Below are 24,244 nucleotides of genomic sequence, written 5' to 3' on the forward strand. Positions count from 1 at the left end.
GGCGTGCGTCGAACCAGAGCGGTGCGTGTCGCAGCGCCTCAGGACGGCGCGGATGGGCCAAAGGCTTCCCGCTCGCGCATCCGTTCGATCAGGTCGAGCACGTGGACGACCCGACCCGTCACGTTCCACCATGGCCGCAACGGGGGCCGATCGTCTCTGGAGCCGAGCGGTTGCTGCGCGACCGCCTGTAGCAGGAACAGTACCTGCGGCAACGCGGGAGCGGCGGCATCCGCTTCGTCCGCCGAAGCCCGAAGCGCCCGGGCGATCAAGGCGAGCTTACGGGCACCGCTGACGCGGGCACGGCGGGTAACCGTGTCGTGGTTGGCGGCCGCGATCTCGCGCCCGATCTCGCGGTAGATCAGGCTGGCGGCGCGGATCGCCGGCCGGCACCGCGGCGGAAGCTGAGCGATCCCGGCTTCGGCGCGGCGGTACAGCCGGTCGGCCTCGGTCAGCAGATCTGCGACGAGGTCGGCGAGCGCCGGGCTCGGCCGGGGATCGGCCAGGAATGCATCGGGGTCGAGCCCGGCCGCCCGCATCCAGTCGAGCGGTAGGTAGATCCGGCCCATGCGGGCATCCTCGCCGACATCGCGGGCGATGTTGGTGAGCTGCATCGCGGCCCCGAGGTCGCAGGCGCGGGCCAGGGCCTCGGGCGTGCGCACGCCCATGATCAGCGCCATCATCGCGCCGACCGAACCGGCGACCCGCGCCGCGTAGGCGTGGAGCGCGTCGAGATCGTCGTAAAGCCGCCCCTCGGCATCCCAGGCCAAACCCTCGATGAGGGCGCGGGGCAGCGCCTCCGGGATCGCGAAGGCGGTGACGATCTCGGCAAAAGCCCGGTCGGCGGAGGTGTCGGCGGGTTCGCCGGCATAGGCCCGGCTGATCCGGTGATCGAGGCGGGCGACCGCGGCGTGACGGGCCGCCGCGCTCGGCGCCTCGTCGACGAGATCATCCGAATAGCGACAGAATGCGTAGAGACCGTAAGCCGCCTCACGGACATCCCCGGGCAGGAGCTGCCCGGCCGCGAAGAAGCTTTTGGAGCCGTGCCGGATCGCGACCCGGCAGGCGGTCCGGTCTGCGGCGGCGGCGAATTCAGGCGGTAACGCGGGCATCGGGAACCACGCTGTCGAGGACGCGGGCGGAGGAGAGCACGCCGGGCAAACCGGCACCGGGATGCGTGCCCGCGCCGACCAAGTAGAGGTTGCGCACATGGCCGTCGCGGTTGTGCGGGCGGAACCATGCAGATTGGGTCAGAACCGGCTCCAGCCCGAAGCCGGAACCGCGATAGCTCAGAAAGTCGTCCTGAAAGTCCTGGGGCGTCGTCACCCGGGAGGTCACGATCGCGTCCGTGAGACCCGGGAGCAGGCTTGTCTCCAGGATCCTGGCGATCCGGCGCCGGTACGACTCAGCTAGCGTCTGCCAATCCTGTCCACCGGCAAGGTTCGGCACCGGCGCCAGCACATAGAAGGCATCGCATCCCGGCGGCGCGAGGCTCGGATCGGTGGCGGTCGGCCGGTGCAGGTAGAGGCTCGCATCGTCGGCGAGAACCTTGCGGTCGAAGATGTCGGATAAGAGCCCGCGATAGCGTGGTCCCAGCAGGATCGTGTGGTGATCCACGTCCGGGTAGCGGCGCTTCGTGCCGAAATACCAGACGAACAGGCCCATGGACGAGCGGGCGCGGCGGAACCGCCTCGAGCTCCAGCGTTGCGCCTCCGGCAGCAGGCGCGCGTGCGTCACCGCCGAATCGGCGTTCGAGACGACGAGATCGGCCGCGATCGTCTCGCCGCCTGAGAGTTCGACCCCGGTCGCCGCGCCGTTCTCGACCCGTATGCGCGCGACCTCCGCGCCGAGCCGAACCCGTCCGTTCTGGCTGCGGATCAGGCGCACCAGCCCGTCGACCAGCTGCCCGGTTCCGCCCATGGCGAAATGGACGCCCCAGCGACGTTCGAGATCCGCGATCAGGCAGTAGATCGCGCTGGCCTGGAACGGATTCCCGCCGATGAGCAGAGGGTGGAAGCTGAACACCGTGCGCAGGCGCTCGTCGCGGATGAAGCGCGCGACGACATCGTACACTGAGCGGTGGCCGGAGAGGCGGATCAGGTCCGGGGCGATCTTCAGCATCGCGCCGATCCGCCCGAACGGGACGTGGCCGAGCCGCTCAAATCCGATCTCGCAGACGGCCCGGCTGTGGGCCATGAAGCGTTCGTAACCGGCAACGTCGTCCGGCGCGAAACGGGCGACCTCGGCGCGCATGCGGTCGGGATCGCCGCTATAAGCGAAGGACGATCCGTCCGCGAATTGGATCCGGTAGAACGGGTCCATCGGGACCAGCGTCACATCGTTGGACAGGCGCCGTCCGGCCAGCGTCCAAAGCTCCTCGAACAGCTGGGGCGCGGTGACGATGGTGGGGCCGGCATCGAAGGTGAACCCGTCCTGCCGGTGGACCCGCGCGCGGCCTCCGGCCTGTTCCAAGCGCTCCAGCAACGTCACGCGGTAACCCCGGGCGCCGAGCCGGACGCCGGCTGCAAGACCGCCGAAGCCCGAGCCGATGACGACGGCATGCGGCCGCCGATCGCGGGCCTGTTCTACGCTATGGTCGACCTCGAGTGTCAGCATGGCTTGACACTATGGCGGCGTTTCGACGGGACGCAAGGGCCTAGGGCCAACAAGCTTCACCATGCTTCCGCGTTGGGATGGGGTGGGATTAGATGCGCCGGTTTCGTCGTTGGACAGGGTCGGGCTATGTGTGGATTGCGGCTGGCTGCTGCGCCGCAGAAATATTGCGCCCGCGCCACGATTCTTCGCAGGTTCGGCGCTATAGGGCCCCAACGACTGTGGGATCGGATAGGAAACGGGACGCGTGATGGACGATCGCGGTCAGACCATCTTCGTGGCGGGCCACCGGGGCATGGTCGGCTCGGCGATCGTGCGGTGTCTGCAGGCGCAGGGCCAGACGCGCATCCTCACGGCTGACCGGCAGAGCCTCGACCTGACCGATCAGGCCGCTGTGCGCCGCTTCTTCGCCGAGCAGCGCATCGGTCAGGTCTACCTCGCCGCCGCCAAGGTCGGCGGCATCCACGCCAACAACACCTACCCGGCCGAGTTCATTCACGACAACTTGGTCATCCAGACCAACATCATCCACGCCGCCCATACGAGCGGCGTCGACCGGTTGCTGTTCCTGGGCTCGTCCTGCATCTATCCCAAGCTCGCCGAGCAGCCGATGCGCGAAGACGCGCTGCTGACCGGCGTGCTGGAGCCGACCAACGAGCCCTACGCGATCGCCAAAATCGCCGGCATCAAGATGTGCGAGAGCTACAACCGCCAGTACGGGCGGCGCTACCGCAGCGTGATGCCGACCAACCTGTACGGGCCCAACGACAACTTCCACCCCGACAACGCGCATGTGCTCCCCGCGCTGATGCGCCGCCTGCACGAGGCGAAGGCGGCGGGCCGGGACAGCGTTGCGGTCTGGGGTACGGGCCGGGCGATGCGCGAATTCCTCCACGTGGACGACATGGCGCGCGCCAGCGTGTTCGTGATGGGCATGGACGATAAGGTTTACGCGGCCAATACGCGGCCGACTCTGTCGCACATCAACGTTGGCAGCGGAGTGGACTGCACGATCGCCGAACTGGCGCAAATGCTGGCTCGGGTGATCGGCTATGAGGGCCGGCTCGCGTTCGACGTGACCAAGCCGGACGGCACGCCGCGCAAGCTGATGGACGTATCCCGGCTGGCCGCGATGGGCTGGCGTCCGGAGATCGGCTTAGAGGACGGCCTGCGCCAGACCTACGGCTGGTTCCTCGAACATCAGGCCGAAATCCGCGGCTAGGGCCCTCATCGCTGCGGGGAAAGCCGGTTCCGCGCACGAGGATACGCCGCAACAGGGGCTTCAGAGGGCCCTCCCCGGCGTATACCGCCGCTATTACGCCAATCGATCAACCGGCAGGAGAGAGGGACCATGACCCAAGGGCCGTCCGACGCCGACGAACACGCCCGACGGCAGAAGTTCGTAAAGACGTTCCAGAATTTCGATGCCAGAACGCGTTTCCCGGCCCCCTACGTTCAGTTCGCCGGGAAGCCGTTGACTGTCCTGCCTGAAAAAGGATGGCGCTACGACAGCCTCGGCTATTTCAACACGGCCCACGCGGAGACACGACCCGCCTCGGAGACGCTGCGCGTGTTCGTCGTTGGCGACAGCACGCTCCTCGACGGGCAGGTCTTCGCCGACACGGTGCCCGGGCGGCTGGAAACAGGGCTGAAGGGGGTCCACGGGGAAGGCGCGCGCGTCTACAATTTCGGTGCGATCTCAGCCTGCCTGAACCAGATGATCGCCCTGATCACGACACGTCTGATGGATCTCCAGCCGGACGTGATCCTCATCGTCGGCGGCGGAACCGATATCTTTCAGCCGTGGAGCTTCGATCCGCGGGCCGGTTTTCCTTTCAATCACTTCGTCAGTGAATGCCTGCACGATTTCGTCCTCGATTCTGGGCGTACGGAGGCCGAAACGGAGCCGCTCTCCTATGAGAATGTGCAGGCGATGATCTTCAATCGTCTCGAGAACCTGCGTGCGCTGACCAATTGGCAGTCGGACATCTGGGAATGGGAGGTGGTCCGCCAGTTCGAGCTGTCGCTGAAGCGCCTCGCCCGGCTCGCCCCCGGCATCGGCGCACCGACCCGTTTCTATCTTCAGCCCACCGTCGTCCGCAAAACCGAGCGTGTGGCCGAGGAAGCGAACGCCGCTTCCGGAACCTTTCTGGCTTATCTCGGCCGCCAGTACGATCGGTTCGAGGGCGTGCTCGGCCGTCTCGAACTCGCGACCGACGCGCCATTCACGGTGCGCGACCTGAGCCGGTTGTTCGAAACCGACGGGCGATTCCTGTTCACCGACATCGTGCACGTGACGTCGGAGGGCCGGCAGATGATGGCGGACAGGCTCCAGGCGGACGTCGCCGAGATCGTCGGCATCGCGGCATCCGCCTGATCCATGGTGGTGCCGATCGTCTTCATTGGGGACTCGATCACCGAGCAATGGGGAAATCTCCGCGCCAAGACCTTCGCGGCCCACGATCTCATTCCCCGCGGCGGATCGGGTCAGACCGCGCGCTGGATCACCATGCGGTTCCGCCGCGATCTGGAGGAGACCGGGGCGAAGGGCGTCCATCTCCTGTGCGGGGTGAACGATATCGGCCGCAACGAGGGGGTGTTCGTGCCCGCCGACGAGATCGCCCGGATTATCGCCGGCATGCTCGACGAGGCGCGAGCGATGGGCGTCGCGGCCTGGGTGGGTTCGATCACGCCGGCGGCCCGGATCCCGTGGAACCCGGAGGTGCCGGATGCTTCGGCGATGATCGGGGCGGTCAACGCGTGGCTGCGCGACCACGCGCATGAACACGGAGCGACCTACATCGACTACCATTCCGTGCTGGTCGATTCGAAGGGCGGCTTGAGCCGGGCCTACGGCACCGACGGCCTCCACCTCAATGCCGCCGGCTACCGGGCGATCGAACCGCTGATGCTGTCTGCGCTGGGCCGCGCCCGGCCAGACGCCGCGGTCGCAGCTGCTGGCAGCGTCGCGCGGGGGCGGATCGTTGGGCTCATCGTGGCAGCGGCGGCGGTTCTGGCCGCCGTCGCCACCCTGGCCCTGATCGCCCGCTGATCAGACGCGGCGCACGGCCCCATGCGCCGCGCTGGTCGTGAGCATCGCGTAGGCGCGCAGGGCCGCGCTGACCTTGCGCTTGCGGGGTTTCGCGGGCTGCCAGCCCGCCACCTCCTGCTCGGCGCGGCGTCGGTCGAGCTCACCCGCATCGACCTCGAGCCGGATGCTCCGGGCCGGGATGTCGATCGCGATGGGGTCGCCGTCACGCACCAAGCCGATCAGGCCGCCCTCGGCCGCTTCCGGGGAGACATGGCCGATCGAGAGACCGGACGACCCACCGGAGAACCGCCCGTCCGTCACCAGCGCGCAGGCTTTCCCGAGACCCTTCGATTTCAGGTAGCTCGTCGGGTAGAGCATCTCCTGCATGCCGGGGCCGCCGCGCGGGCCCTCGTAGCGGATCAGCACCACCTCACCGGCGGTGACCTTGCCGTTGAGGATACCGTCGACCGCGGCGTCCTGGCTTTCGAACACCCGTGCCGTGCCGGTGAAGGTCAGGATCGAGGCATCGACGCCCGCGGTCTTCACGATGCACCCCTGCTCGGCAAGGTTGCCGTAGAGTACCGCTAGGCCACCATCCTGCGAATAGGCATGTGCGGCGTCGCGGATTACGCCACCCTCACGATCGATGTCGAGTTCGTCGAAGCGCGAGTCCTGGCTGAACGCCACCTGGGTCGGCACGCCGCCGGGGGCCGCGCGATAGAAGGTCTGGACCGAGGCGGACGGCGCACCGCGCACGTCCCAGCGGGCGAGTGCGCCGGCAAGCGTGCCGGCCGAGACGTTGCCGACCGTGGTGTCGATCAGGCCGGCCCGGTCGAGTTCGCCCAGGATGCCCATGATGCCGCCGGCCCGGTGGACGTCCTCCATGTGGACGTTGGGCACCGCCGGGGCGACCTTGCACAGCACCGGCACCCGCCGCGACAGCCGGTCGATTTCGGCCATGGTGAACGGCACCTCGCCCTCGTGGGCGGCGGCCAGCAGGTGCAGCACCGTGTTGGTCGAGCCGCCCATGGCGATGTCGAGCGTCATGGCATTCTCGAAGGCCGTGAAGCTCGCGACTGCCCGCGGCAGCACGCTCGCATCGTCCTGCTCGTAGTGGCGGCGGGCCAGATCGACGATGAGGTGGCCGGCCTCGACGAACAGGCGCTTGCGGTCGGCATGGGTGGCCAGAACCGAGCCGTTGCCCGGCAGGGCCAGTCCCAGCGCTTCGGTCAGGCAGTTCATCGAGTTCGCCGTGAACATGCCCGAGCAGGAGCCGCAGGTCGGGCAGGCCGAGCGCTCGATGACGGCGACGTCTTCGTCGGAGATCCGGTCGTCGGCGGCCGCGATCATCGCGTCGACGAGGTCGACCTTCCTGGCGATGCCCGGCAACTGCACCTTGCCGGCCTCCATCGGGCCACCCGAAACGAAGACGGTCGGGATGTTGAGGCGCAGGGTCGCCATCAGCATGCCGGGGGTGATCTTGTCGCAATTCGAGATGCACACCATCGCGTCGGCGCAATGCGCGTTGACCATGTACTCGACAGAATCGGCGATCAGCTCCCGCGACGGCAGCGAGTACAGCATCCCGTCATGGCCCATCGCGATGCCGTCATCGACCGCGATCGTGTTGAACTCCTTGGCGACGCCGCCGGCAGCCTCGATCTCCCGGGCCACGAGCTGGCCGAGATCCTTGAGGTGGACGTGGCCCGGCACGAATTGCGTGAACGAGTTCACGACCGCGATGATCGGCTTGCCGAAATCGGCATCCTTCATGCCGGTCGCGCGCCAGAGGCCGCGGGCGCCGGCCATGTTGCGGCCGTGGGTGGTGGTGCGGGAGCGATAGGCGAGCATCGGCAGATTCGACCGTTTCGAAGATGCTGGGCTTCTGCTCCCCTGTTCGACCGCCCGCAAGCGTCGCCGAGTAACCTGCATCCGTGGCATGCTCCCGGCAGATAGCGAAGCGAAAGCGACATCGCACAATGCGACAGACGGAATTCCTGCGGCGGGCCATCGATCAAGGACAGGGCCGCACCGAGGCCGACCTCGTCCTGAAGGGCGGGCGGTTCCTCGATCTCGTGACCGGCGATCTCGTCGCGTCCGATATCGCCATCTGCGGCGACCGGATCGTCGGCACCTTCGCGACGTATCGCGGGCGGCGCGAGATCGACATCGCCGGCAAGATCGTGGTGCCGGGCTTCATCGACACGCATTTCCACGTCGAATCCTCGCTGATGCCGCCGCAGGAATTCGAGCGGTGCGTCCTGCCGCACGGCGTCACCACGGGGATCTGCGATCCGCACGAGATGGCCAACGTCCTCGGGATCGGTGCCTTCGCGTGGTTCCTGGCTTCCGCGGAAACACTGGCTATGGACCTGCGGGTGCAGCTCTCCTCCTGCGTCCCGGCAACCGACCATCTTGAAACTTCGGGTGCCCGGATCGGAGCCGCCGATCTCCTTCCCTTCGCCAACCACCCGAAGGTGATTGGGCTCGCCGAGTTCATGAACTTCCCAGGGGTGCTCGCGGGCGATTTGGGGGTGCTGGAGAAGCTCGCCGCCTTCCAGGGCCGGCACATCGACGGCCACGCCCCGCTCCTGCGCGGCGAACGCCTCAACGGTTACATCGCAGCCGGCATCCGCACGGAGCACGAGGCGACGACGCCCGAGGAGGCGCTCGAAAAGCTCTCGAAGGGGATGACCGTGCTGATCCGCGAGGGCTCGGTCTGTAAGGACCTGCACGCCCTCGCGCCGATCCTCACCGAGCGCACGGCGCCGTTCCTGGCCTTCTGCACTGACGACCGGAACCCCCTCGACATCGCCGAGGAGGGCCATCTCGACTTCATCATCCGCACGGCCATCGCGCTGGGCGCGCCGCCGCTTGCCGCCTACCGGGCCGCGTCGTGGTCGGCTGCGCGCGCCTTCGGCCTGCACGATCGCGGTCTGGTAGCGCCCGGCCAGCGCGCTGACTTGGTCGTGCTCGATGATCTCGAAACCTGCGCGGTCTCCCGGGTCTTCGCCGCGGGCCGGACGGTGGAAGAAGCACTGTTCGCAGGCCGGCCATCCGTCGCCCCGATCGGCCGCAATAGTGTCAAGGCGCGGACTGTCACGGCGGCGGATTTTGCCGCGCCCGGATCCGGACCATCGACGCCGGTGATCGGCGTCATCCCGGGCCAGATCATCACCCTGCGTCACGACCTGTCGCTACCCTATGCGGGTGGCGAGCGGCAGGTCGATCTCGCCCAGGACGTCATCAAGGTCGCGGTCGTAGAGCGCCACGGACGCACAGCGCCGGGGGCGCGCGGGATCGGCGTCGCCTTCGTGAAGGGGTTCGGGCTGCAACGGGGTGCAATCGCGTCCTCGGTCGGCCACGACAGCCACAACATCACGGTGGTCGGCGTCGATGAGGCCGACATGGCCGTGGCGGTGAACCGCCTGGGGGAGATCGAGGGCGGCTTCGTGGTGGTGGAGGGCGGCCGTGTGCTGGCCGAGATCGCCCTGCCGCTCGCTGGCCTCATGAGCCTGATGCCGTTCGACGTCATCCGGAAGGATCTGCTCGCCTTGCGCGCCGCTGCGCAGAGCCTCGGCGTGGTGCTGCCCGAACCGTTCCTCCAAGTGGCATTCTTCCGCTGCCAGTCATTCCGCACCTCAAGATCACCGATCGCGGCTTGGTCGATGTCGACCGGTTCTGTCTGATCGATCCTTGAATTTAAATTGCGCACAATCTAAATTGGGGCTATCCAGAGGTTCGCTGGCCCCTAGATGCCGACCCTCATCCGCAAACGGAGATTCGCATGTCCGTAGACGTGAAATACCGCACCACCGCGACCGCCACCGGAGGCCGCGACGGCGCCGCCCGCACCGCTGACGGCAGCTTCGAAGTCAAGCTCGCGACCCCGAAGGAGCTCGGCGGCGCCGGCGGTCCGGGCGCGAACCCGGAGCAGCTCTTCGCATCCGGCTACTCGGCCTGCTTCCTCGGCGCCATGAAGGCCGTGGCACCCTCGCTGCAGCTGAAAGTCCCGGCCGACACCACCGTGACCGCAGAGGTCGGCATCGGCCCGCGTTCCGAGGGCGGTTTCGGCATCACCGCCGATCTGACGATCAGTCTACCGGGTCTCGACCACGCCGATGCGCAGAAGCTCGTGGACGCCGCCCACCAGGTCTGCCCGTACTCGAACGCCACCCGCGGCAACGTCAATGTCGGGCTGAAGCTCGCCTGAGGCGATTATCGAGCGGGTTTCGCTTCGGCGAAGCCCGCATCGAAGGCGACGCAGGGCTTTTCTCCAAGTGAGACCCGCCAATTCGAAGGTCGCCTTCTGATCTTCCCTCCCGAAACGCCGTTCGATGCGAGGCTCTGATCCTTCGCGCCGCTCGCTAGCGGCGGCTCGATCCCAGCCTCACTCGGCCGCGCGCAGCGTCGGAGGTCCACGGACCTCCTCCACCGGCTCGGCATCGGTTTCATCTTGCGCCTCATCCGAGGTCGCCGGCTTGTCCCCATAGGAGAGGCGGTGCGCCAGCCGGTCGAGGTAGATGTAGATCACCGGCGTGGTGAACAGCGTCAAGATCTGGCTGACGGCGAGGCCACCGACCATGGCGTAGCCCAGCGGCTGCCGGATCTCGGAGCCGGTCCCATGGGCGAACATCAGCGGGATGCCGCCCAGCAACGCCGCCATCGTGGTCATCAGGATCGGGCGGAAGCGCAGCAGGGCGGCCTTCCGGATTGCCTCCTCGGGGCTGAGACCCTCTTCACGCTCGGCCACGATCGCGAAGTCGACCAGCATGATGCCGTTCTTCTTCACGATGCCGATCAGCAGGATGATCCCGATCAGCGCGATCAGGCTGAAATCATACCCCGCCCACATCAGTACCGCGAGCGCGCCGACGCCGGCCGAGGGTAGCGTCGACAGGATGGTGATCGGGTGGATGAAGCTCTCGTACAGAATGCCGAGGATCAGATAGACCACGAACAGGGCCGCCAGGATCAGCAGCGGCACGGTCGAAAGCGATTGCTGGAACGCCTGGGCTGTGCCCTGGAATCCGCTCACCACGGTGGGCGGCACCTGCAACTCGCGCATCGCCTGCGCGATCGCCTCGGTGGCCTGCCCCAGCGCTACGTCGGGGGCGAGGTTGAAGCTGATCGTCACCGCCGGAAACTGGCCCTGGTGGTTCACGGCCAGCGGCGCCACCGGCACCGTCGTCCAGTGCGCAAAGGCCGCGAGCGGCACCTGCCCGCCGCCGTTGGGCGCCTTGATGTAGATCTTGTCGAGGCTCTCGACGCTGCCCTGCAGCGCCGGGAGCACCTCCAGCACCACGTGGTAGCTGTTGAGCTGCGTGAAGTACTGGGCGATCTGACGCTGGCCGAATGCGTCGTAGAGCGTGTCGTCGATCAGCTGGGGCGTGATGCCGTAGCGCGAGGCGGCGTCGCGGTCGATCGAGAGAGTCAGGGTGGTGCCGCGGGTCTGCTGGTCGGTGGCGACGTCGCGCAACTCGCGCAGGGTCTTCATCTTGTCGAGGATCTTCGGCGCCCAGGTGTTCAGCTCACCGAGGTCCGGATCCTGAAGCGTGTACTCGAACTGCGTGCGCGACGTGCGCCCGCCGGTGCGCACGTCCTGCGTCGCCTGGATGTAGGTGCGGATGCCCTCGACCTGCTCGAGCTTCGGGCGTAAGCGCCCGATCACTTGGAAGGCGTTGACGTCGCGCTCGTCGCGCGGCTTGAGCGTGATGTACATCCGCCCGGAATTGAGCGCCTGACCGTTGCCGCCGAGCGACATGCCCACGGTGGCAATCGCCGGATCGGCTTGGACGATGGCGCCGACCTTCTCCTGCAGCGTCTTCATCGCCGAGAACGAGATATCCTGCCCTGCCTCGGTGACGCCGATCATGAAGCCGGTGTCCTGTTGCGGGAAGAAGCCCTTCGGGATCGCCACGAACAGGTAGCCGGTCAGCGCCAGCGTTGCGAAGAAGACCAGCAGCGTGACCTTGCGGAAGCGCAGGGCCACGTCGAGGGCATCCTCGTAGACGGACAGGAGCCAGTCGAAACCGGCCTCGCTCATCCGATAGAGGCGGCCGTGCCGCTCGGCGTCGTGCGCTTTCAACAGGCGCGAGGCCATCATCGGGGTTAGCGTCAGCGACACGAAGGCCGAAACCGCGATTGTCATCGACAGCACCACGGCGAATTCGCGAAACAGCCGGCCGATGATGCCGCCCATCAGCAGCAGCGGAATCAGCACCGCGATCAGCGACACCGAGATCGACACGATGGTGAAGCCAATCTCGCCCGCGCCTTTGAACGCGGCCTCCATGGGCCGCATCCCCTCCTCGATGTAGCGACTGATATTCTCCAGCACGACGATGGCGTCGTCGACCACGAAGCCCACCGAGATGGTCAGCGCCATCAGCGAGAGGTTGTCGAGCGTATAGCCGGCCATCCACATCAGCGCGCAGGCGCCGAGCAGCGCGAGCGGCACCGTCACGCTCGGGATCACAGTCGCCCAGAAGCTGCGCAGGAAGACGAAGATCACCCCCACCACGAGCACGATGGTGAGCAGCAGGGTGAACTGCACGTCCTCCACGGAGGCTCGGATGGTCTGGGTGCGGTCGCTCAGGATGCCGATCTTGATGCCGGCTGGCAGCGTCGCGGTCAGCTGGGGCAGCTGCGCCTTGATGCTGTCCACCGTGTCGATGACGTTGGCGCCCGGCTGCTTGAACACCACGAGGAAGACGCCGCGCTTGCCGTTGGTCCAGCCAGCCTGCTTCGTGTCCTCCGGCCCGGCGACCGCGTGGCCGATGTCGCGCACGCGCAAGGGGGCGCCGTTCTGGTAGGCGACGATCACGTCGTTCCAGTTCTTGGCCGCCGTGAGCTGGTCGTTGGCGTAGATCGTGTAGCTGTGGCTGCCGCCGTCGATGCTGCCCTTCGGATTGTTCACTGTGGTCAAGGTGAGCTGCGTGCGCACATCCTCCAGCGAGAGGTTCTTCGCCACGAGCTTGGCCGGATCGACCTGGATGCGGATCGCCGGCTTCTGCTGGCCGCCGATGAAGACCTGCGCCACGCCGGAAATCTGGCTGATCCGCTGGGCGAGCTGCACGTCGACCGCGTCATCCACGTCGATGAGCGGCATCGTGTTGGAGGTGGCCGAGAGCAGGAGGATCGGCGAGTCGGCCGGGTTGACCTTCCGGTAGGTCGGCGGTGTCGGCAGGTTTTTCGGGAGCTGGCCGCTTGCGGCGTTGATGGCCGCCTGGATGTCGCTCGCCGCCCCGTCGATGTTCCGGTTGAGATCGAACTGGACCGTGATCGACGAGATCCCGAGGGAACTCTGCGACGTCATCTGCGAGACGCCGGGGATCTGCGAGAACTGCCGTTCCAGGGGCTGAGCCACCGAGGACGCCATCGTCTCCGGGCTCGCGCCGGGCAGCTGAGCCGTGACCTGAATCGTCGGGAAGTCCACCTGCGGCAGCGGCGCGACGCCCAGCAGCGGATAGGCCACCACCCCGAGGAACAGGATGCCGACCATGATCAGCGTGGTCGCCACCGGGAAGCGGATGAACGGCGCGGAGATGCCGCCTTTCATCGCCCGGCCCCGCGCGTGTTCCGATCCATCGTTTGGGCCACCCGGCGCATCAGCGTTGCGCCTCCATCTTGGGCGTGGACGTCGCCGCCTGCGTCGCCGCCGAGGCGTGCGCCTCCGCGACGAGGCTGCCGTCCTGCACCTTGTACTGGCCGGCCGTGATCACGCGCTCGCCCGGCTTCAGGTCGCCGCCGATGATCTGCGTGCGGCCGGAATCGGACCGCCCGGCCTTGAGCGGCACCTGATGCGCGTGATCGGACTCGTCCACCACGAAGGCGAACAAACCGTCGGGCCCGTGCTGGATCGCATTGTCGGGCACGGTCGTGGCCAGCGTGACGATCCCGACCTGCATCTTGGTCGAGACAGACAGGCCCGGCCAGAGCGCGTGGTTCTGGTTCTCGTACACGGCCTTGAGGCGGATGGTGCCGGTCGCGGTGTCGACTTGGTTGTTGAACAAGGCGAGCTTGCCGTCCGCGAGCTTGGTCAGCCCGTCCGTACTCCAGGCCTCGACGGGAACGTCCCCCGTCCGCATCGCCGCGGTGATCGCGGGAAGCTGATCCTCCGGTGCGGTGAACACCACGAAGATCGGCTCGACCTGGGTGATCGTCACGATCGGGGTCTGGCCCGCGGCGGTGACGATGTTGCCGATATCGACCTGCCGGAAGCCCGTCACACCCGCGATCGGGGCGCGGATCGTGGCGTAGCCGAGCTGCGTCGTGGCGTTGTCGATCGATGCCTGATCGGAGGCGACCTGTGCGGTCAGCTGCGCGACGAGCGCGCTCTGCGTCTCGGTCTGCTGCCGCGACGCGTATGCTCCGAGGCCCGTGTAGCGGACGAGATCCGCCTTGGCGTTGTTCAGGGTCGCGGTATCCTGATCCTTCTTGGCCTTGGCCTGATCCAGGGTCGCCTGATACGGGCGCGGGTCGACCTGAACGAGTACGTCACCCTTGTGCACGGTCTGGCCCTCGCGGAAGGCGACCTGCTGGATTTCACCGTCGACGCGAGTCCGGACTTGGACGGTGTTGTAGGCCTGAACCGTTCCGAGACCGTTGGTCATCAGCGCGAACGGACCTTGCGTGACGACCCCGAGCGTGACCGGCACCGGTCGAGGTGCGGCGGCCTTCGGCTTCGCTTCGGGCTGATTGACGCGCGTGTAGCCATAGGCCCCACCGCCCGCGACGGCGAGCAGAACCAAGATCAGGGCGAAGCCGCGGGACCGCTTCGGCCTCCCGCCGGACGCACCGCGCCGCGATCCATTTGCGCCGGGCGCCGCCTCGATCGCCTCGGATCGATATCCGGCGCGATGGTCCGCATCGTCGCTCAGCATGCGCTCACGCCCGCTCTCCGAGCCGCCCGTCGAGCGGATTGACGTATTTTGCATTCATTAGCACACAATCCGTGCAGCCGACACCGATGCGGTCGACTGACCTGGCTGATCCTGCACGGAGCGGACCGCCGCGAGCTGCCCGTTCGCAAAGCTGAAAAGCAATCCGAGAGCATCGCACCGCGCCGGTTTCATGCCGTTCCTTTTTCCGGATCGCACATCATCAACCCGGAGGCATAGATCCCACGTCGCGCGCTCCGCCGAATACCGAAATCGCACCGAGCAGGTGCAAATGAGGGTGCTGCAGGATAGCGTCGACGTCCGCGCATCCCTCTCTCCCTCAGGCCATCGCCGTCGCGATGCCGCACTTAAATCCGAAAGCTGTATGGCACAGACCCTGGAACTGGACGGGTTGAACGAACTGCATGCCGCGCTCATCGAGGAGCGACAGATCATCGTAGCGTCGGTGCGAAAGTTGCGCGAAACGCGGCGGCAGAAGGGCTCCTTCGTCCTCGGCGACGGGTCCGAGGCCGGGCCGCGCTTCGTGGCGGTGCAGCAGCAGATCGATGTGATCGAAGCCGTCATCGCCACGTTGACCGGATCCCAGGCTTGAGTCGCCGCGCTCGTGGAGCGTCCGGCGATCCGGACGCGGGCTGCTGACGGCGCAGTCCGTAGAGTCCTCCAGTGTCCGAGATGTTTCTGTCACTGCGCGGCCGAGAAACGAAGCTTCGGGTTTGCCCCGAGGCTCGTGTTGGGGCTGTGCAGAGAAGATTGGTCGCTCTGCGTGTCGACAACCATATTCATCACGCATCCGTGTCATTACGATTTGGCAATCGACCGTAGTCACTCCGGTTTACCTGTGGCCTTGCTGTGATCTGTACATCGGGGCAGCCAAGCCGGCTCGGCGCTGAGTCCGCGGCATCAGTCGCTCGCCGCGTGACGATGACGGCTGTTTGTCGAATGCCTCTGGCAGGTTGGGGCTGGAGCGGCCGGCCACCGGCCTGTAGCAGACGGCGGATCGAGGCACGGAAGACGTACGATGGACACCGTCGATAAGACCCTATCGCCCCGCGATATCGACGCCCACGATGCGCTGCGGCGCGATCCTGCGACGACCGCTCTCTGGCATGCCCTCGACATGAATCGGCGGTCGCGCGACGAGCGCACGGAACGGCTGCGCACGATGCGGCTGGCCGGCGGTGAGGACGAGCGGGTCTAGTTCGAGCACCGTTCGCCGAGGTGGAGGTCGGTTCGGCGTAAGAGTGTGCGTCTGCGCGAAGTCTTCACGCTGTGTCCGATTGCGATGCGCACGGTACACGTCAGTCGTATGCCAACAGGGCCAGTAAGCGCGACTGAGCCGTTTCTCCCATACGGGCTACGACATCCACATTTCGGGTTGAAGCCCGCGACGCCACCTATCCCCGCACGGGGGACAGGGGTGCTCAGTGCCATCGCCAACGCTTGAGTCACTCGGCGTTATATCAAGCCACAAGCCTGTATGGGAAACCCAGCCCGCGCCCCACTCAGCGAAGGCAGCTTCAGGGTCATGCAGCGATCAAAGGGTGATCGCCTACGGCTTACCCCTCGTGCGGAACACCTTCGTCGACGCGGGACGCCAGCGCGAACCCCACAGCCATGGCCATGGCCTCGGCATGGGCGATCAGCGCGGGATCCCCGGCTTCTCTGGCCGCCTGGAGGAGCTCGATTGCGTGATGTCCAAGGCGGAGGTCGATCTCGGTATCGCCCGCGCGCAAAGCTGCACCGCCGGCACCGTCGTTCTGAATTTGATCAATCATTGGCATGGGTCGAGTTGGGGGCGAACGCAGTCGGGCTGAAGGGTGACGAAGCGGCGATCCAGCTTTGCGTGCTCATGACATCCCCGAAGGCACGCAGGACCGCGCTGACCGAGCGGTGGATATCGGCGGGGGTGATCCCATCGAGGCCGTGGCTCGCTGAGGCGTCGCTCAGGAAGGTGATGTCCTGGCCGCGGTGGAAACCGTCGATCGCGGTGGCGAGGCACGCGGCCTCGCCGGCGAAGCCCGCGATGACCAGCGGCGGAGAGCCCCGCTCCATGACGTCGGCGAAGGCCGGGCTGGCGTAGCAGGAGGGCCGGTCCCGATCGAAGATCATGTCGCAGCCCTGCGGCTCGAAGCCCTCGATCCAGCGGGCGAAGCGTGTGCCCGCCTGGAACAGCGGTGCCCCGATCCAGCGGACGTAGGCGACCTGGATGCCGCTTTCGCGGGCATGGTCGAGGGCGAGCCGGCAGTTCGAGAGCGCCGGGCCGATGCTCGGTAGCGCCAGCGGCCGGCCTGCGACCTCGTATTCCTGCTGCATGTCGACCAGCACCAGCACTGGAACGCTGCGCGGCCGCCGGTAGAGCGCCGGATTGATCTGGCGCGTCATTGGGCAACCGCCCTGTCGACAGAGGGCCGGGTCACGGCGCGTGTTCGCGAGCGGTCGAGCGCACCCGCCCGGTGCCAGCGCCCCTCCGGCCGGATGATGACGTAGGGATCGACGCCGATGCCGATGGCCTGAGGGTGGCGTTCGGCTTCGAGCAGCATCTCCACGTAGTCGAAGTCAGAAAAGACCAATTCTTGAGCGCCCTCGAACACCCGGAAGCCGAAGCGGCTCCAGAAGCCGACGAGGCGCTTCTGCGCGTGACCGTAGAGGCGGCGGTAGCCCTTGACCCGGGCAAGTTCGATGCCGGCGCGGACTAGGGCGAAGGCCATGCGGGTGTTGCGATATTCGGCGCGCACCGCCAACCGTTCGATCTTGGCGAAATCCGCGAAGAAGCGGATGCGCAGGCATCCGGCGGGCTCGTCGCCGACGTAGCCGATCAGGTGGGTGGCCGAGAGGTCGTTGCCGTCGAATTCCTCCTCGTACGGGCAGGCCTGCTCGGCCATGTAGACGGCGGAGCGCAGGGCGATGACGCGGGCGAGATCCTCCATGCTCCGCGCCACGGCGACGCTGGTTCCATGGCCGCCGGGGCGGTGGCTGTCGTAGCTCGGCGCGGCTTCGGGCTTCGATCCGCGGGCGAAGTGGTAGAGCCCGCCCTGCGTAGCGCTCGGCGGAGCAAAGCCCAGCGTCGTCAGGAGCCCGGCACCTTCCGGGGTCGCGGCGCGGGCGTAGAAATCGACGCCCTGATAGTTCGGGCTGGACAGGCGATCGAAGACCAAGCCGACCCCGCCGGCCAGGCGGCGGCGCGCATAGACGGCCCAGACATAGATGCCCGCCGGACGTTCGTGCTGACCCGCAAGCATCGCCACCGGCGGATCAGCCGCGTCGAACGTGCCCACCTTGAGGGCGGCGAGCCCTGCCGCGTTCAACATCAGGCAAGCGACAAAGCCCTCGCCCTGCGGTGCCGCGGCGTCGAACTTGTGCCGCTGCGCGATCGCCAAGACGCTATCCGGATTGTGCGACATCACCCGCTGCACGGTCCGGAGCGGCGCAAGATCCGGCAGATCGGTCCGAGCGGCCGCGATGAGCCGTTCGAGGTCGCCCGGCGCCGGCATGAAGATCACCAGATGGCGTGCCAGCCGATCGATCCGGATGGCGCCCAGTTCGTGGCGCTGCCGCACGGAGATCTGGGACGGATCAAGTCGTGCCGGGTCTCCGGCAACGAATAGGGATCGATCGATGTGCACCGTCATCGGATGACCTAACATTCGCTTGCGGATTGACGGTTCAGCACTTCGCATCTAGCGCTCGCGCTGTATGTGCAAAAATTGGAACAGGGGTGTTCCGTAGATGGAACAGGTCGCGGCGGCCCTGGGCGCCATGCCCGACTGGCAGAGCATCCGGGTGTTCCTGATCCTCGAACGCGCCGGGAGCTTCCGGTCGGCGGCCGCCCAACTCGGCGTGTCGGTCAACTCGGTCCGCCGGAGGGTCGGCGATCTCGAAGCCCTGATCGGCGCGCCCCTGCTCACCCGCCACGTGGACGGCATCCGCCTGACCGCCGAGGGTCGCGCGATCCTGGAGGCCGCGAGCCGCATGGAGGACGCGGCGTTCGGGCTGGTTCGGGCGGGCGAGTCGGCGCCGTTCTCAGAAGCCGGGGAGGTGCGGATCGCGGTCACCGAGGGGCTGGGCGCCTTCTGGCTCGCGCCGCGGCTGGTCGAGTTCCAGCGGGCGAACCCGCGCCTCACCGTCGATCTGCGCTGCGCGATGGAATCCGCCGATGTCCTGCGGCTGGAAGCCGACATCGCGATCCAGCTGACGCGTCCGACCAGCCCGGATCTACGGATCGTCAAGCTCGGGCGGATCCATCTGATGCCCTACGCGGCCAGGGAGTACGAGGAGACCTACGGTCTTCCCGCGGCCCCAGAGGATCTCGCGCGCCACAGGATCGTGGTTCAGGCGAGCAGCCAGACGATCCGCCTGGAGGATTACAACCGGGACATTCCCGGTTTCCCCGCCTCGATCCCCATCGCTCTGAAGATCAATGTCAGCAGCGCGTATTATTGGGCCATCGCCAAGGGAGCGGGGATCGGCCTGCTACCGACTTACGCGAGCGCGATCGGGGCTCGGGTCGTCCCGGTGGACAACCTCGGCCGGTACAGCCTCGATATCTGGCTGACTTACCATCCCGATGTCGAACGGATCGAGCGGGTACGCCGGACCATCGACTGGGTCCGCGCCGCCTTCGATCCCAAGCGCTATCCCTGGTTTCAGGACGCGTTCATCCACCCTCGGGACCTGCCGAGCGCGATCAAGGGCGCGCCCCTGCCCGATCTGTTCGCCGGCTTTACCGGCATGACGCCCTGAGCCAAGCCTGCTTCGACACCCTTGACCGCGCCGCGCGCATGATCCTTGCTCCGGCCGTCGCGACGACGAGGTTGCCCGTGCTGCTGACACCCCGCGAGAAGGACAAGCTGCTGATCGCCATGGCGGCCCAGGTGGCGCGCAACCGCCTGGCACGTGGCGTAAAGCTCAACCATCCGGAAGCCGTGGCGCTGATCAGCGACTATGTCGTGGAGGGCGCCAGGGACGGTCGAACCGTCGCCGAACTGATGCAGGCGGGCGCCAGCGTGCTGACCGTCGATCAGGTGATGGAGGGCGTGTCGGAGATGATCTCCGACATCCAGGTCGAAGCGACGTTCCCGGACGGAACCAAGCTGGTCACCGTCCATCATCCGATTCGCGGCGAGGCCTCGTCCGACGTGCCCGGTGCGGTGACGACGCTGCCCGGCGAGATCGTCTTCAACGCCGGCGCGGAACGCACCGTGATCGAGGTCGCCAACACGGGTGATCGGCCGATCCAAGTCGGGTCGCATTACCACTTCTTCGAAGTCAACCCGGGACTTGTCTTCGCGCGCGAGCAGGCCCGTGGCAAACGCCTCGACATCGCCCCCGGAACCGCCGTCCGTTTCGAGCCCGGCTCGACCCGGGAGGTTGCGCTGGTGCCGCTCTCGGGCGGACGCACTGTCTACGGTTTCCGTGGTGACGTGATGGGCAAGCTGTGAGCATGGCCAACACCCCGAAGCCCGCCAGTCTCCCCCGTGCCGCCTATGCCGACATGTTTGGGCCCACGGTCGGCGACCGCATCCGGCTCGCCGACACAAGCCTGGAGATCACGGTCGAGCGCGATTTCACCACCTATGGCGAGGAGGTGAAGTTCGGCGGCGGCAAGGTCATTCGCGACGGCATGGGCCAGAGCCAGGTGACGAATGCCGGCGGCGCCGTCGACACGGTGATCACCAATGCCGTCGTGCTCGATCATTGGGGCATCGTGAAATGCGATGTCGGGATCGTGCGCGGCCGGATCTTCCGGCTCGGCAAGGCCGGGAATCCGGACGTGCAGCCGGGCGTCGACATCGTGGTCGGCCCCGGCACCGAGGTCATCGCCGGTGAGGGCAAGATCCTCACTGCCGGCGGCTTCGACAGCCACATCCACTTCATCTGCCCGCAGCAGATCGAGGAGGCTTTGTGCTCTGGCGTTACGACGATGCTCGGCGGTGGCACCGGGCCGGCGCACGGCACCTTCGCCACCACCTGCACGCCCGGCCCCTGGCACATCGCCCGGATGATCGAGGCCGCCGACGCCTTCCCGATGAACCTCGCCTTCGCCGGCAAGGGCAACGCCGCCCGGCCGGAGAGCCTCGTCGAGATGGTCCGGGCCGGCGCCTGTGCGCTGAAGCTCCACGAGGATTGGGGGACGACGCCGGCCGCGATCGACACCTGCCTGTCGGTGGCCGATGCACACGACATTCAGGTCATGATTCACACCGACACGCTCAACGAGTCGGGCTTCGTCGAGGACACGATCGCGGCCTTCAAGGGCCGGACCATCCATGCCTTCCACACCGAGGGCGCGGGCGGCGGCCACGCACCCGACATCATCAAGGTGGCCGGGCTGCCCAACGTGCTGCCTTCCTCGACCAACCCGACACGGCCCTACACGCGCAACACCATCGACGAGCATCTCGATATGCTGATGGTGTGCCACCACCTCGACCCATCGATCCCCGAAGACCTTGCGTTCGCGGAGAGCCGGATCCGGCGCGAGACCATCGCTGCCGAGGACATCCTGCACGATCTCGGCGCCCTCTCGATGATGTCTTCGGACAGCCAGGCCATGGGCCGGGTCGGCGAGGTCATCATTCGCACATGGCAGACCGCCGACAAGATGAAACGGCAGCGAGGCGCCCTCGCCGGCGACAGCTCGGGGACCGACAACCTGCGCGCCCGCCGCTACATCGCGAAGTACACGATCAATCCCGCCATCGCGCACGGGATCTCCAAGCACATCGGCTCGGTCGAACCGGGTAAGCTCGCCGATCTGGTCCTGTGGACCCCGGCGTTCTTCGGGGTGAAGCCCGATCTCATCCTCAAGGGCGGCAGCATCGCGGCGGCGCCGATGGGCGATCCCAACGCCTCGATTCCGACCCCCCAGCCGGTGCATTACCGCCCGATGTTCGGGGCCTATGGCCGGGCGCCCTTCGCCACCGCCCTCACCTTCGTGTCCGGCGCCGCCATCGCGGACGGTCTGCGGGAGCGCCTTGGCGTCCAGAAGGAGCTGGTCGCGGTCGAGAACGTCCGGGGCGGCATCTCCAAGGCCAGCATGGTGCTGAACGATGCCACACCGGTGATCGAGGTCGATCCCGAGACCTACGATGTTCGTGCCGACGGAGAATTGCTGGTCTGCGAGCCCGCCGAGGTATTGCCGATGGCGCAGCGCTACTTCCTGTTTTGAAGTCCCAACGGGCAAAGTAACTGGAGGCCTGGAATGATTAAGGCCGACCTGAGCGGCTGGGTTGAGGAACAGGCTCAGTGGCTGCGTGAAAATTCATTCGACGAACGCGATGTGCCGAACCTGACCGATGAGGTGCTAACCTTGGATTTCATTCCGCGTGCGCTGAGTTCCCTGGCGCGATGATCCGCGCCACCCGCATTCTCCGCCGCGATACCCTCTCGGGCGGCGAGATCATCGACCGGGTCGTCCTCGACCATGGCGACCGCCATCGGAGGCGTATTGCCATGCGGGGCATCGGCGGCCTCGGCTTCCTGCTCGATTTGCCCGCACCCGCCGTGCTGGAAGACGGCGACGCCCTCGTTCTCGACGATGGCCGCTTGGTCTGGGTCGAAGCGGCCGCGGAGCGCCTTCTCGAGATTCGGGCGCCGAACGATCTGGCCCTCAAGCGCCTCATCTGGCACATCGGCAACCGGCACATTCCGGCTGAGATCGGCACGGACGCAATCTGGATCGCTGACGATCACGTTCTCGCCGCGATGGTTAGGGGGCTCGGCGGAACAGCGGTCCACGTGGAGCGGCCGTTTCAACCCGAAGGCGGCGCCTACGCGAGCAGTCACGAGCATGGCCACCACGACCATCCCCATGCCGCCGGCTGAGATCCCGGACGCGCTCCGATTGATGGCTTGGCTGTCGCCGGGCTATCCGGTCGGCGCCTATGCATACTCGCACGGCCTGGAGTGGGCCGCCGAAGCCGGCGACATCCGCGACGAGGCGAGCCTCTTGGACTGGCTGTTGGATGTCTCCGCGTACGGGTCGCTGCGCAACGACCTCATCCTGGCCCACCATGCCCATCGGGCCGCGCAGGCTGAGGATGGTGCCGCACTGGCCGCGCTCAACGATCTCGCCTTGGCTTTGGCCCCGTCACGTGAATTGCATCTGGAGACGAGTCAGCAGGGCCGCAGCTTCCTGGACGCGACCGTCGCGGCGTGGCCCTGCCCATCCCTGTGGGCCGTGGCCTCTCATCTGTCGGGCCCGGTCGCCTATCCCGTAACGGTCGGCGCTTCCGCTGGAGCGCACGGCTTGGCACCCGAGCCGACGCTCGCCGCCTATGGGCTCGCCTTCATGCAGAACCTCGTCTCGGCGGCTCTACGGGCGGCACCGGTCGGTCAGACGGCTGGCACACGAATCATCGCAGCCCTTGCTCCACGTCTTGCCGCATTGGCGACCGAGGCCAAGGACGCGGATCTCGATGCCCTCGGCGCGGCGACGATCCGCCTCGATCTCGGCTCCTTCCGCCACGAGACCCAGTATTCTCGTATCTTCCGATCCTGAGCGCGCAGCATGACCCCATCGAACGGACCACTTCGCGTCGGAATCGGCGGTCCTGTCGGATCCGGTAAAACCGCCTTGATGGAGCAGCTCTGCAAGCGCTTCCGAGACCGCTACGAGATCTGCGCGATCACCAATGACATCTATACCAAGGAGGATGCGCGGATCCTCACCGTAGCGGGCGCGCTACCGGAGGAACGCATCCTCGGCGTCGAGACCGGCGGTTGTCCGCACACGGCGATCCGCGAGGACGCCTCCATCAATCTCGCCGCAGTGGCCGAGATGAGCCGACGCTTTCCGAAGCTCGATCTGGTCCTGATCGAATCCGGCGGCGACAACCTTGCCGCAACCTTCTCGCCGGAACTCGCCGATATCACCCTCTATGTGATCGACGTCGCCGGCGGCGAGAAGATCCCGCGCAAGGGCGGTCCCGGCATCACGCGGTCGGACCTGCTGATCGTCAACAAGACCGACCTGGCGCCATTGGTCGGAGCGGACCTGTCGGTCATGGAGGCCGACACGCAGCGGATGCGCGGAACGCGGCCCTACGTGTTCGCGTCCCTCCGCGAAGGAGCCGGCGCCGACTTTGTGGCGCGGTTCATCGAGGAGGCGGGCGGGTTGGGAGCGAGCCGCTAACGGCCCGCCTCAGCGGAGCGCGACCGAACCGCATGGGTCATTGGCACGCCCATCAACCCATCCAGCCGGCTCATGCGGGCGTCGAAGTCGCGGAGCGCAGTGTCGCGCGTTTTAAGGGCGGCGTTGGGCGGAGACTTGGCCGGTCCCCGTGCCGGCCGGGCTTCGGCGACCGGGGCGACGAGACAAGCAATCAGGGTAAGCAGGGTCAGCGTGCGGGCCATGGGTGGAGTGCCTCACCATCTACCGTGTCGGAAACGGGTCTCATATCCATAAGCTCGGCCGAACCGTAGCCGTGTGCGTCAGCGCACAATTTGGTAATTGATGCTGCCAGCGCGCTGTGACTGACAGCTAACGAACACTGCTCAATCCCGGAGTATGGGGCACTTTTCGGATTGTGACGCAGATACAAAGTCTGCGTCGACGCGCCGATCTGCCATCTATTGAGACCTTCATCGCCCCTTTTTGTCTGAGCCGGCTCGAGCATTCGTCTTTCGGCTCCCGCCGCCTCGCGTTCGGCTGATCTTGTGCGTTCCCGCCACCTCGGCGGCTATGGCGCTGATCGATTAG

At 66.9% G+C, this 24,244-nt stretch carries 21 protein-coding genes and 1 pseudogene; 14 read left to right on the plus strand and 8 right to left on the minus strand.

The features are described 5' to 3' along the window. Positions 1-38 precede the first annotated feature (38 nt). Together OXS27_RS06305 and OXS27_RS06310 are read right to left on the minus strand one after the other, a co-directional pair. The gene (locus OXS27_RS06305) at positions 39-1,109 is read right to left on the minus strand and encodes a phytoene/squalene synthase family protein (RefSeq protein WP_267355045.1); all 1,071 of its coding nucleotides are present in this window, start codon (positions 1,107-1,109) and stop codon (positions 39-41) included. Beyond that, positions 1,090-2,613: a phytoene desaturase gene (locus OXS27_RS06310; RefSeq protein ID WP_267355047.1), complete on the minus strand. Its 1,524-nt coding sequence runs from the start codon at positions 2,611-2,613 to the stop codon at positions 1,090-1,092. The genes OXS27_RS06305 and OXS27_RS06310 overlap by 20 nt, the downstream gene beginning before the upstream one ends. A gap of 247 nt (positions 2,614-2,860) precedes the next feature. On the opposite strand from OXS27_RS06310, the gene OXS27_RS06315 reads away from it, so the two are divergent. The 3 genes from OXS27_RS06315 (at position 2,861) to OXS27_RS06325 (ending at position 5,662) form a co-directional block, all read left to right on the plus strand. After that, positions 2,861-3,832 (plus strand): GDP-L-fucose synthase, encoded by a 972-nt coding sequence (locus OXS27_RS06315; protein WP_267355331.1) that lies wholly within the window; start codon positions 2,861-2,863, stop codon positions 3,830-3,832. Positions 3,833-3,961: 129 nt separating this feature from the next. Beyond that, positions 3,962-4,987 (plus strand): SGNH/GDSL hydrolase family protein, encoded by a 1,026-nt coding sequence (locus tag OXS27_RS06320; protein WP_267355049.1) that lies wholly within the window; start codon positions 3,962-3,964, stop codon positions 4,985-4,987. Positions 4,988-4,990: 3 nt separating this feature from the next. Then, positions 4,991-5,662 carry a GDSL-type esterase/lipase family protein gene (locus OXS27_RS06325; protein ID WP_267355051.1) on the plus strand — a complete coding sequence of 224 codons (672 nt, stop codon included), beginning with the start codon at positions 4,991-4,993 and terminating at the stop codon, positions 5,660-5,662. Here OXS27_RS06325 and ilvD read toward each other — a convergent pair whose 3' ends face one another. Then, positions 5,663-7,492 (minus strand): dihydroxy-acid dehydratase, encoded by a 1,830-nt coding sequence (gene ilvD / locus OXS27_RS06330; RefSeq protein WP_267355053.1) that lies wholly within the window; start codon positions 7,490-7,492, stop codon positions 5,663-5,665. 128 nt (positions 7,493-7,620) lie between these two features. Between ilvD and ade the strand changes: the two are divergent. Both ade and OXS27_RS06340 read left to right on the plus strand, forming a co-directional pair. Further along, a pseudogene (gene ade, locus OXS27_RS06335) lies at positions 7,621-9,341 on the plus strand (adenine deaminase). Between the two features lie 87 nt (positions 9,342-9,428). Beyond that, the gene (locus OXS27_RS06340) at positions 9,429-9,854 is read left to right on the plus strand and encodes an organic hydroperoxide resistance protein (protein ID WP_267355055.1); all 426 of its coding nucleotides are present in this window, start codon (positions 9,429-9,431) and stop codon (positions 9,852-9,854) included. A 177-nt stretch (positions 9,855-10,031) separates the two neighbouring features. On the opposite strand, the gene OXS27_RS06345 is transcribed toward OXS27_RS06340, so the two are convergent. Together OXS27_RS06345 and OXS27_RS06350 are read right to left on the minus strand one after the other, a co-directional pair. Beyond that, the gene (locus OXS27_RS06345) at positions 10,032-13,202 is read right to left on the minus strand and encodes an efflux RND transporter permease subunit (protein WP_267355057.1); all 3,171 of its coding nucleotides are present in this window, start codon (positions 13,200-13,202) and stop codon (positions 10,032-10,034) included. A gap of 49 nt (positions 13,203-13,251) precedes the next feature. Continuing rightward, positions 13,252-14,526 carry an efflux RND transporter periplasmic adaptor subunit gene (locus tag OXS27_RS06350; protein WP_267355059.1) on the minus strand — a complete coding sequence of 425 codons (1,275 nt, stop codon included), beginning with the start codon at positions 14,524-14,526 and terminating at the stop codon, positions 13,252-13,254. A 289-nt stretch (positions 14,527-14,815) separates the two neighbouring features. Between OXS27_RS06350 and OXS27_RS06355 the strand changes: the two genes are divergently transcribed. Beyond that, positions 14,816-15,136: an HOOK family protein gene (locus tag OXS27_RS06355; RefSeq protein ID WP_267355061.1), complete on the plus strand. Its 321-nt coding sequence runs from the start codon at positions 14,816-14,818 to the stop codon at positions 15,134-15,136. 426 nt (positions 15,137-15,562) lie between these two features. Further along, complete coding sequence (locus tag OXS27_RS06360; RefSeq protein WP_267355063.1) at positions 15,563-15,742, plus strand: hypothetical protein; 180 nt, start codon at positions 15,563-15,565, stop codon at positions 15,740-15,742. A gap of 358 nt (positions 15,743-16,100) precedes the next feature. Here OXS27_RS06360 and OXS27_RS06365 read toward each other — a convergent pair whose 3' ends face one another. The 3 genes from OXS27_RS06365 to OXS27_RS32560 are packed head-to-tail and all read right to left on the minus strand — an operon-like array spanning position 16,101 to position 18,101. Next, complete coding sequence (locus OXS27_RS06365) at positions 16,101-16,319, minus strand: hypothetical protein (RefSeq protein WP_267355065.1); 219 nt, start codon at positions 16,317-16,319, stop codon at positions 16,101-16,103. After that, the gene (locus OXS27_RS06370; RefSeq protein WP_243919995.1) at positions 16,312-16,926 is read right to left on the minus strand and encodes an isochorismatase family protein; all 615 of its coding nucleotides are present in this window, start codon (positions 16,924-16,926) and stop codon (positions 16,312-16,314) included. The genes OXS27_RS06365 and OXS27_RS06370 overlap by 8 nt, the downstream gene beginning before the upstream one ends. Beyond that, positions 16,923-18,101: a GNAT family N-acetyltransferase gene (locus tag OXS27_RS32560; protein WP_346732981.1), complete on the minus strand. Its 1,179-nt coding sequence runs from the start codon at positions 18,099-18,101 to the stop codon at positions 16,923-16,925. The genes OXS27_RS06370 and OXS27_RS32560 overlap by 4 nt, the downstream gene beginning before the upstream one ends. Positions 18,102-18,270: 169 nt before the next feature. Here OXS27_RS32560 and OXS27_RS06380 point away from each other — a divergent pair, with 169 nt between their 5' ends. The 7 genes from OXS27_RS06380 to ureG all read left to right on the plus strand — a co-directional run bounded on the left by OXS27_RS06380 (position 18,271) and on the right by ureG (position 23,677). After that, positions 18,271-19,284: a LysR family transcriptional regulator gene (locus OXS27_RS06380; RefSeq protein ID WP_243919997.1), complete on the plus strand. Its 1,014-nt coding sequence runs from the start codon at positions 18,271-18,273 to the stop codon at positions 19,282-19,284. 77 nt (positions 19,285-19,361) lie between these two features. Then, positions 19,362-19,982 carry an urease subunit gamma gene (locus OXS27_RS06385; protein WP_267355068.1) on the plus strand — a complete coding sequence of 207 codons (621 nt, stop codon included), beginning with the start codon at positions 19,362-19,364 and terminating at the stop codon, positions 19,980-19,982. A 2-nt stretch (positions 19,983-19,984) separates the two neighbouring features. Further along, positions 19,985-21,712: an urease subunit alpha gene (gene ureC / locus OXS27_RS06390; RefSeq protein ID WP_243920001.1), complete on the plus strand. Its 1,728-nt coding sequence runs from the start codon at positions 19,985-19,987 to the stop codon at positions 21,710-21,712. A 33-nt stretch (positions 21,713-21,745) separates the two neighbouring features. Next, positions 21,746-21,895: a DUF29 family protein gene (locus OXS27_RS06395; protein ID WP_267355071.1), complete on the plus strand. Its 150-nt coding sequence runs from the start codon at positions 21,746-21,748 to the stop codon at positions 21,893-21,895. Next, the gene (locus OXS27_RS06400) at positions 21,892-22,368 is read left to right on the plus strand and encodes an urease accessory protein UreE (protein ID WP_267355073.1); all 477 of its coding nucleotides are present in this window, start codon (positions 21,892-21,894) and stop codon (positions 22,366-22,368) included. Before OXS27_RS06395 ends, OXS27_RS06400 begins: the two co-directional genes overlap by 4 nt. Beyond that, positions 22,334-23,044: an urease accessory UreF family protein gene (locus OXS27_RS06405; protein WP_243920007.1), complete on the plus strand. Its 711-nt coding sequence runs from the start codon at positions 22,334-22,336 to the stop codon at positions 23,042-23,044. The genes OXS27_RS06400 and OXS27_RS06405 overlap by 35 nt, the downstream gene beginning before the upstream one ends. A 9-nt stretch (positions 23,045-23,053) precedes the next feature. After that, on the plus strand, positions 23,054-23,677 hold the full coding sequence (ureG, locus tag OXS27_RS06410) for an urease accessory protein UreG (RefSeq protein WP_243920009.1): 624 nt from the start codon (positions 23,054-23,056) through the stop codon (positions 23,675-23,677). Positions 23,678-24,244: the final 567 nt, after the last annotated feature.

The sequence above is a fragment of the Methylobacterium sp. GC_Met_3 genome (assembly GCF_026540775.1).
Taxonomy (GTDB): Bacteria; Pseudomonadota; Alphaproteobacteria; order Rhizobiales; family Beijerinckiaceae; genus Methylobacterium.

Excerpts from the sequence above, each read along its gene's own strand:
- OXS27_RS06350 (WP_267355059.1), bottom strand. The coding sequence starts at position 14,526 with ATGCTGAGCGACGATGCGGACCATCGCGCCGGATATCGATCCGAGGCG.
- ilvD (WP_267355053.1), bottom strand. The coding sequence starts at position 7,492 with ATGCTCGCCTATCGCTCCCGCACCACCACCCACGGCCGCAACATGGCC.
- OXS27_RS06380 (WP_243919997.1), top strand. The coding sequence starts at position 18,271 with ATGGAACAGGTCGCGGCGGCCCTGGGCGCCATGCCCGACTGGCAGAGC.
- ureG (WP_243920009.1), top strand. The coding sequence starts at position 23,054 with ATGACCCCATCGAACGGACCACTTCGCGTCGGAATCGGCGGTCCTGTC.
- OXS27_RS06395 (WP_267355071.1), top strand. The coding sequence starts at position 21,746 with ATGATTAAGGCCGACCTGAGCGGCTGGGTTGAGGAACAGGCTCAGTGG.
- OXS27_RS06325 (WP_267355051.1), top strand. The coding sequence starts at position 4,991 with ATGGTGGTGCCGATCGTCTTCATTGGGGACTCGATCACCGAGCAATGG.
- OXS27_RS06345 (WP_267355057.1), bottom strand. The coding sequence starts at position 13,202 with ATGAAAGGCGGCATCTCCGCGCCGTTCATCCGCTTCCCGGTGGCGACC.
- OXS27_RS06355 (WP_267355061.1), top strand. The coding sequence starts at position 14,816 with ATGAGGGTGCTGCAGGATAGCGTCGACGTCCGCGCATCCCTCTCTCCC.
- OXS27_RS06360 (WP_267355063.1), top strand. The coding sequence starts at position 15,563 with ATGGACACCGTCGATAAGACCCTATCGCCCCGCGATATCGACGCCCAC.
- OXS27_RS06340 (WP_267355055.1), top strand. The coding sequence starts at position 9,429 with ATGTCCGTAGACGTGAAATACCGCACCACCGCGACCGCCACCGGAGGC.
- OXS27_RS06315 (WP_267355331.1), top strand. The coding sequence starts at position 2,861 with ATGGACGATCGCGGTCAGACCATCTTCGTGGCGGGCCACCGGGGCATG.
- OXS27_RS06320 (WP_267355049.1), top strand. The coding sequence starts at position 3,962 with ATGACCCAAGGGCCGTCCGACGCCGACGAACACGCCCGACGGCAGAAG.
- OXS27_RS06400 (WP_267355073.1), top strand. The coding sequence starts at position 21,892 with ATGATCCGCGCCACCCGCATTCTCCGCCGCGATACCCTCTCGGGCGGC.
- OXS27_RS06310 (WP_267355047.1), bottom strand. The coding sequence starts at position 2,613 with ATGCTGACACTCGAGGTCGACCATAGCGTAGAACAGGCCCGCGATCGG.
- OXS27_RS06405 (WP_243920007.1), top strand. The coding sequence starts at position 22,334 with ATGGCCACCACGACCATCCCCATGCCGCCGGCTGAGATCCCGGACGCG.
- OXS27_RS06370 (WP_243919995.1), bottom strand. The coding sequence starts at position 16,926 with ATGACGCGCCAGATCAATCCGGCGCTCTACCGGCGGCCGCGCAGCGTT.
- OXS27_RS06365 (WP_267355065.1), bottom strand. The coding sequence starts at position 16,319 with ATGATTGATCAAATTCAGAACGACGGTGCCGGCGGTGCAGCTTTGCGC.
- OXS27_RS06305 (WP_267355045.1), bottom strand. The coding sequence starts at position 1,109 with ATGCCCGCGTTACCGCCTGAATTCGCCGCCGCCGCAGACCGGACCGCC.
- ureC (WP_243920001.1), top strand. The coding sequence starts at position 19,985 with ATGGCCAACACCCCGAAGCCCGCCAGTCTCCCCCGTGCCGCCTATGCC.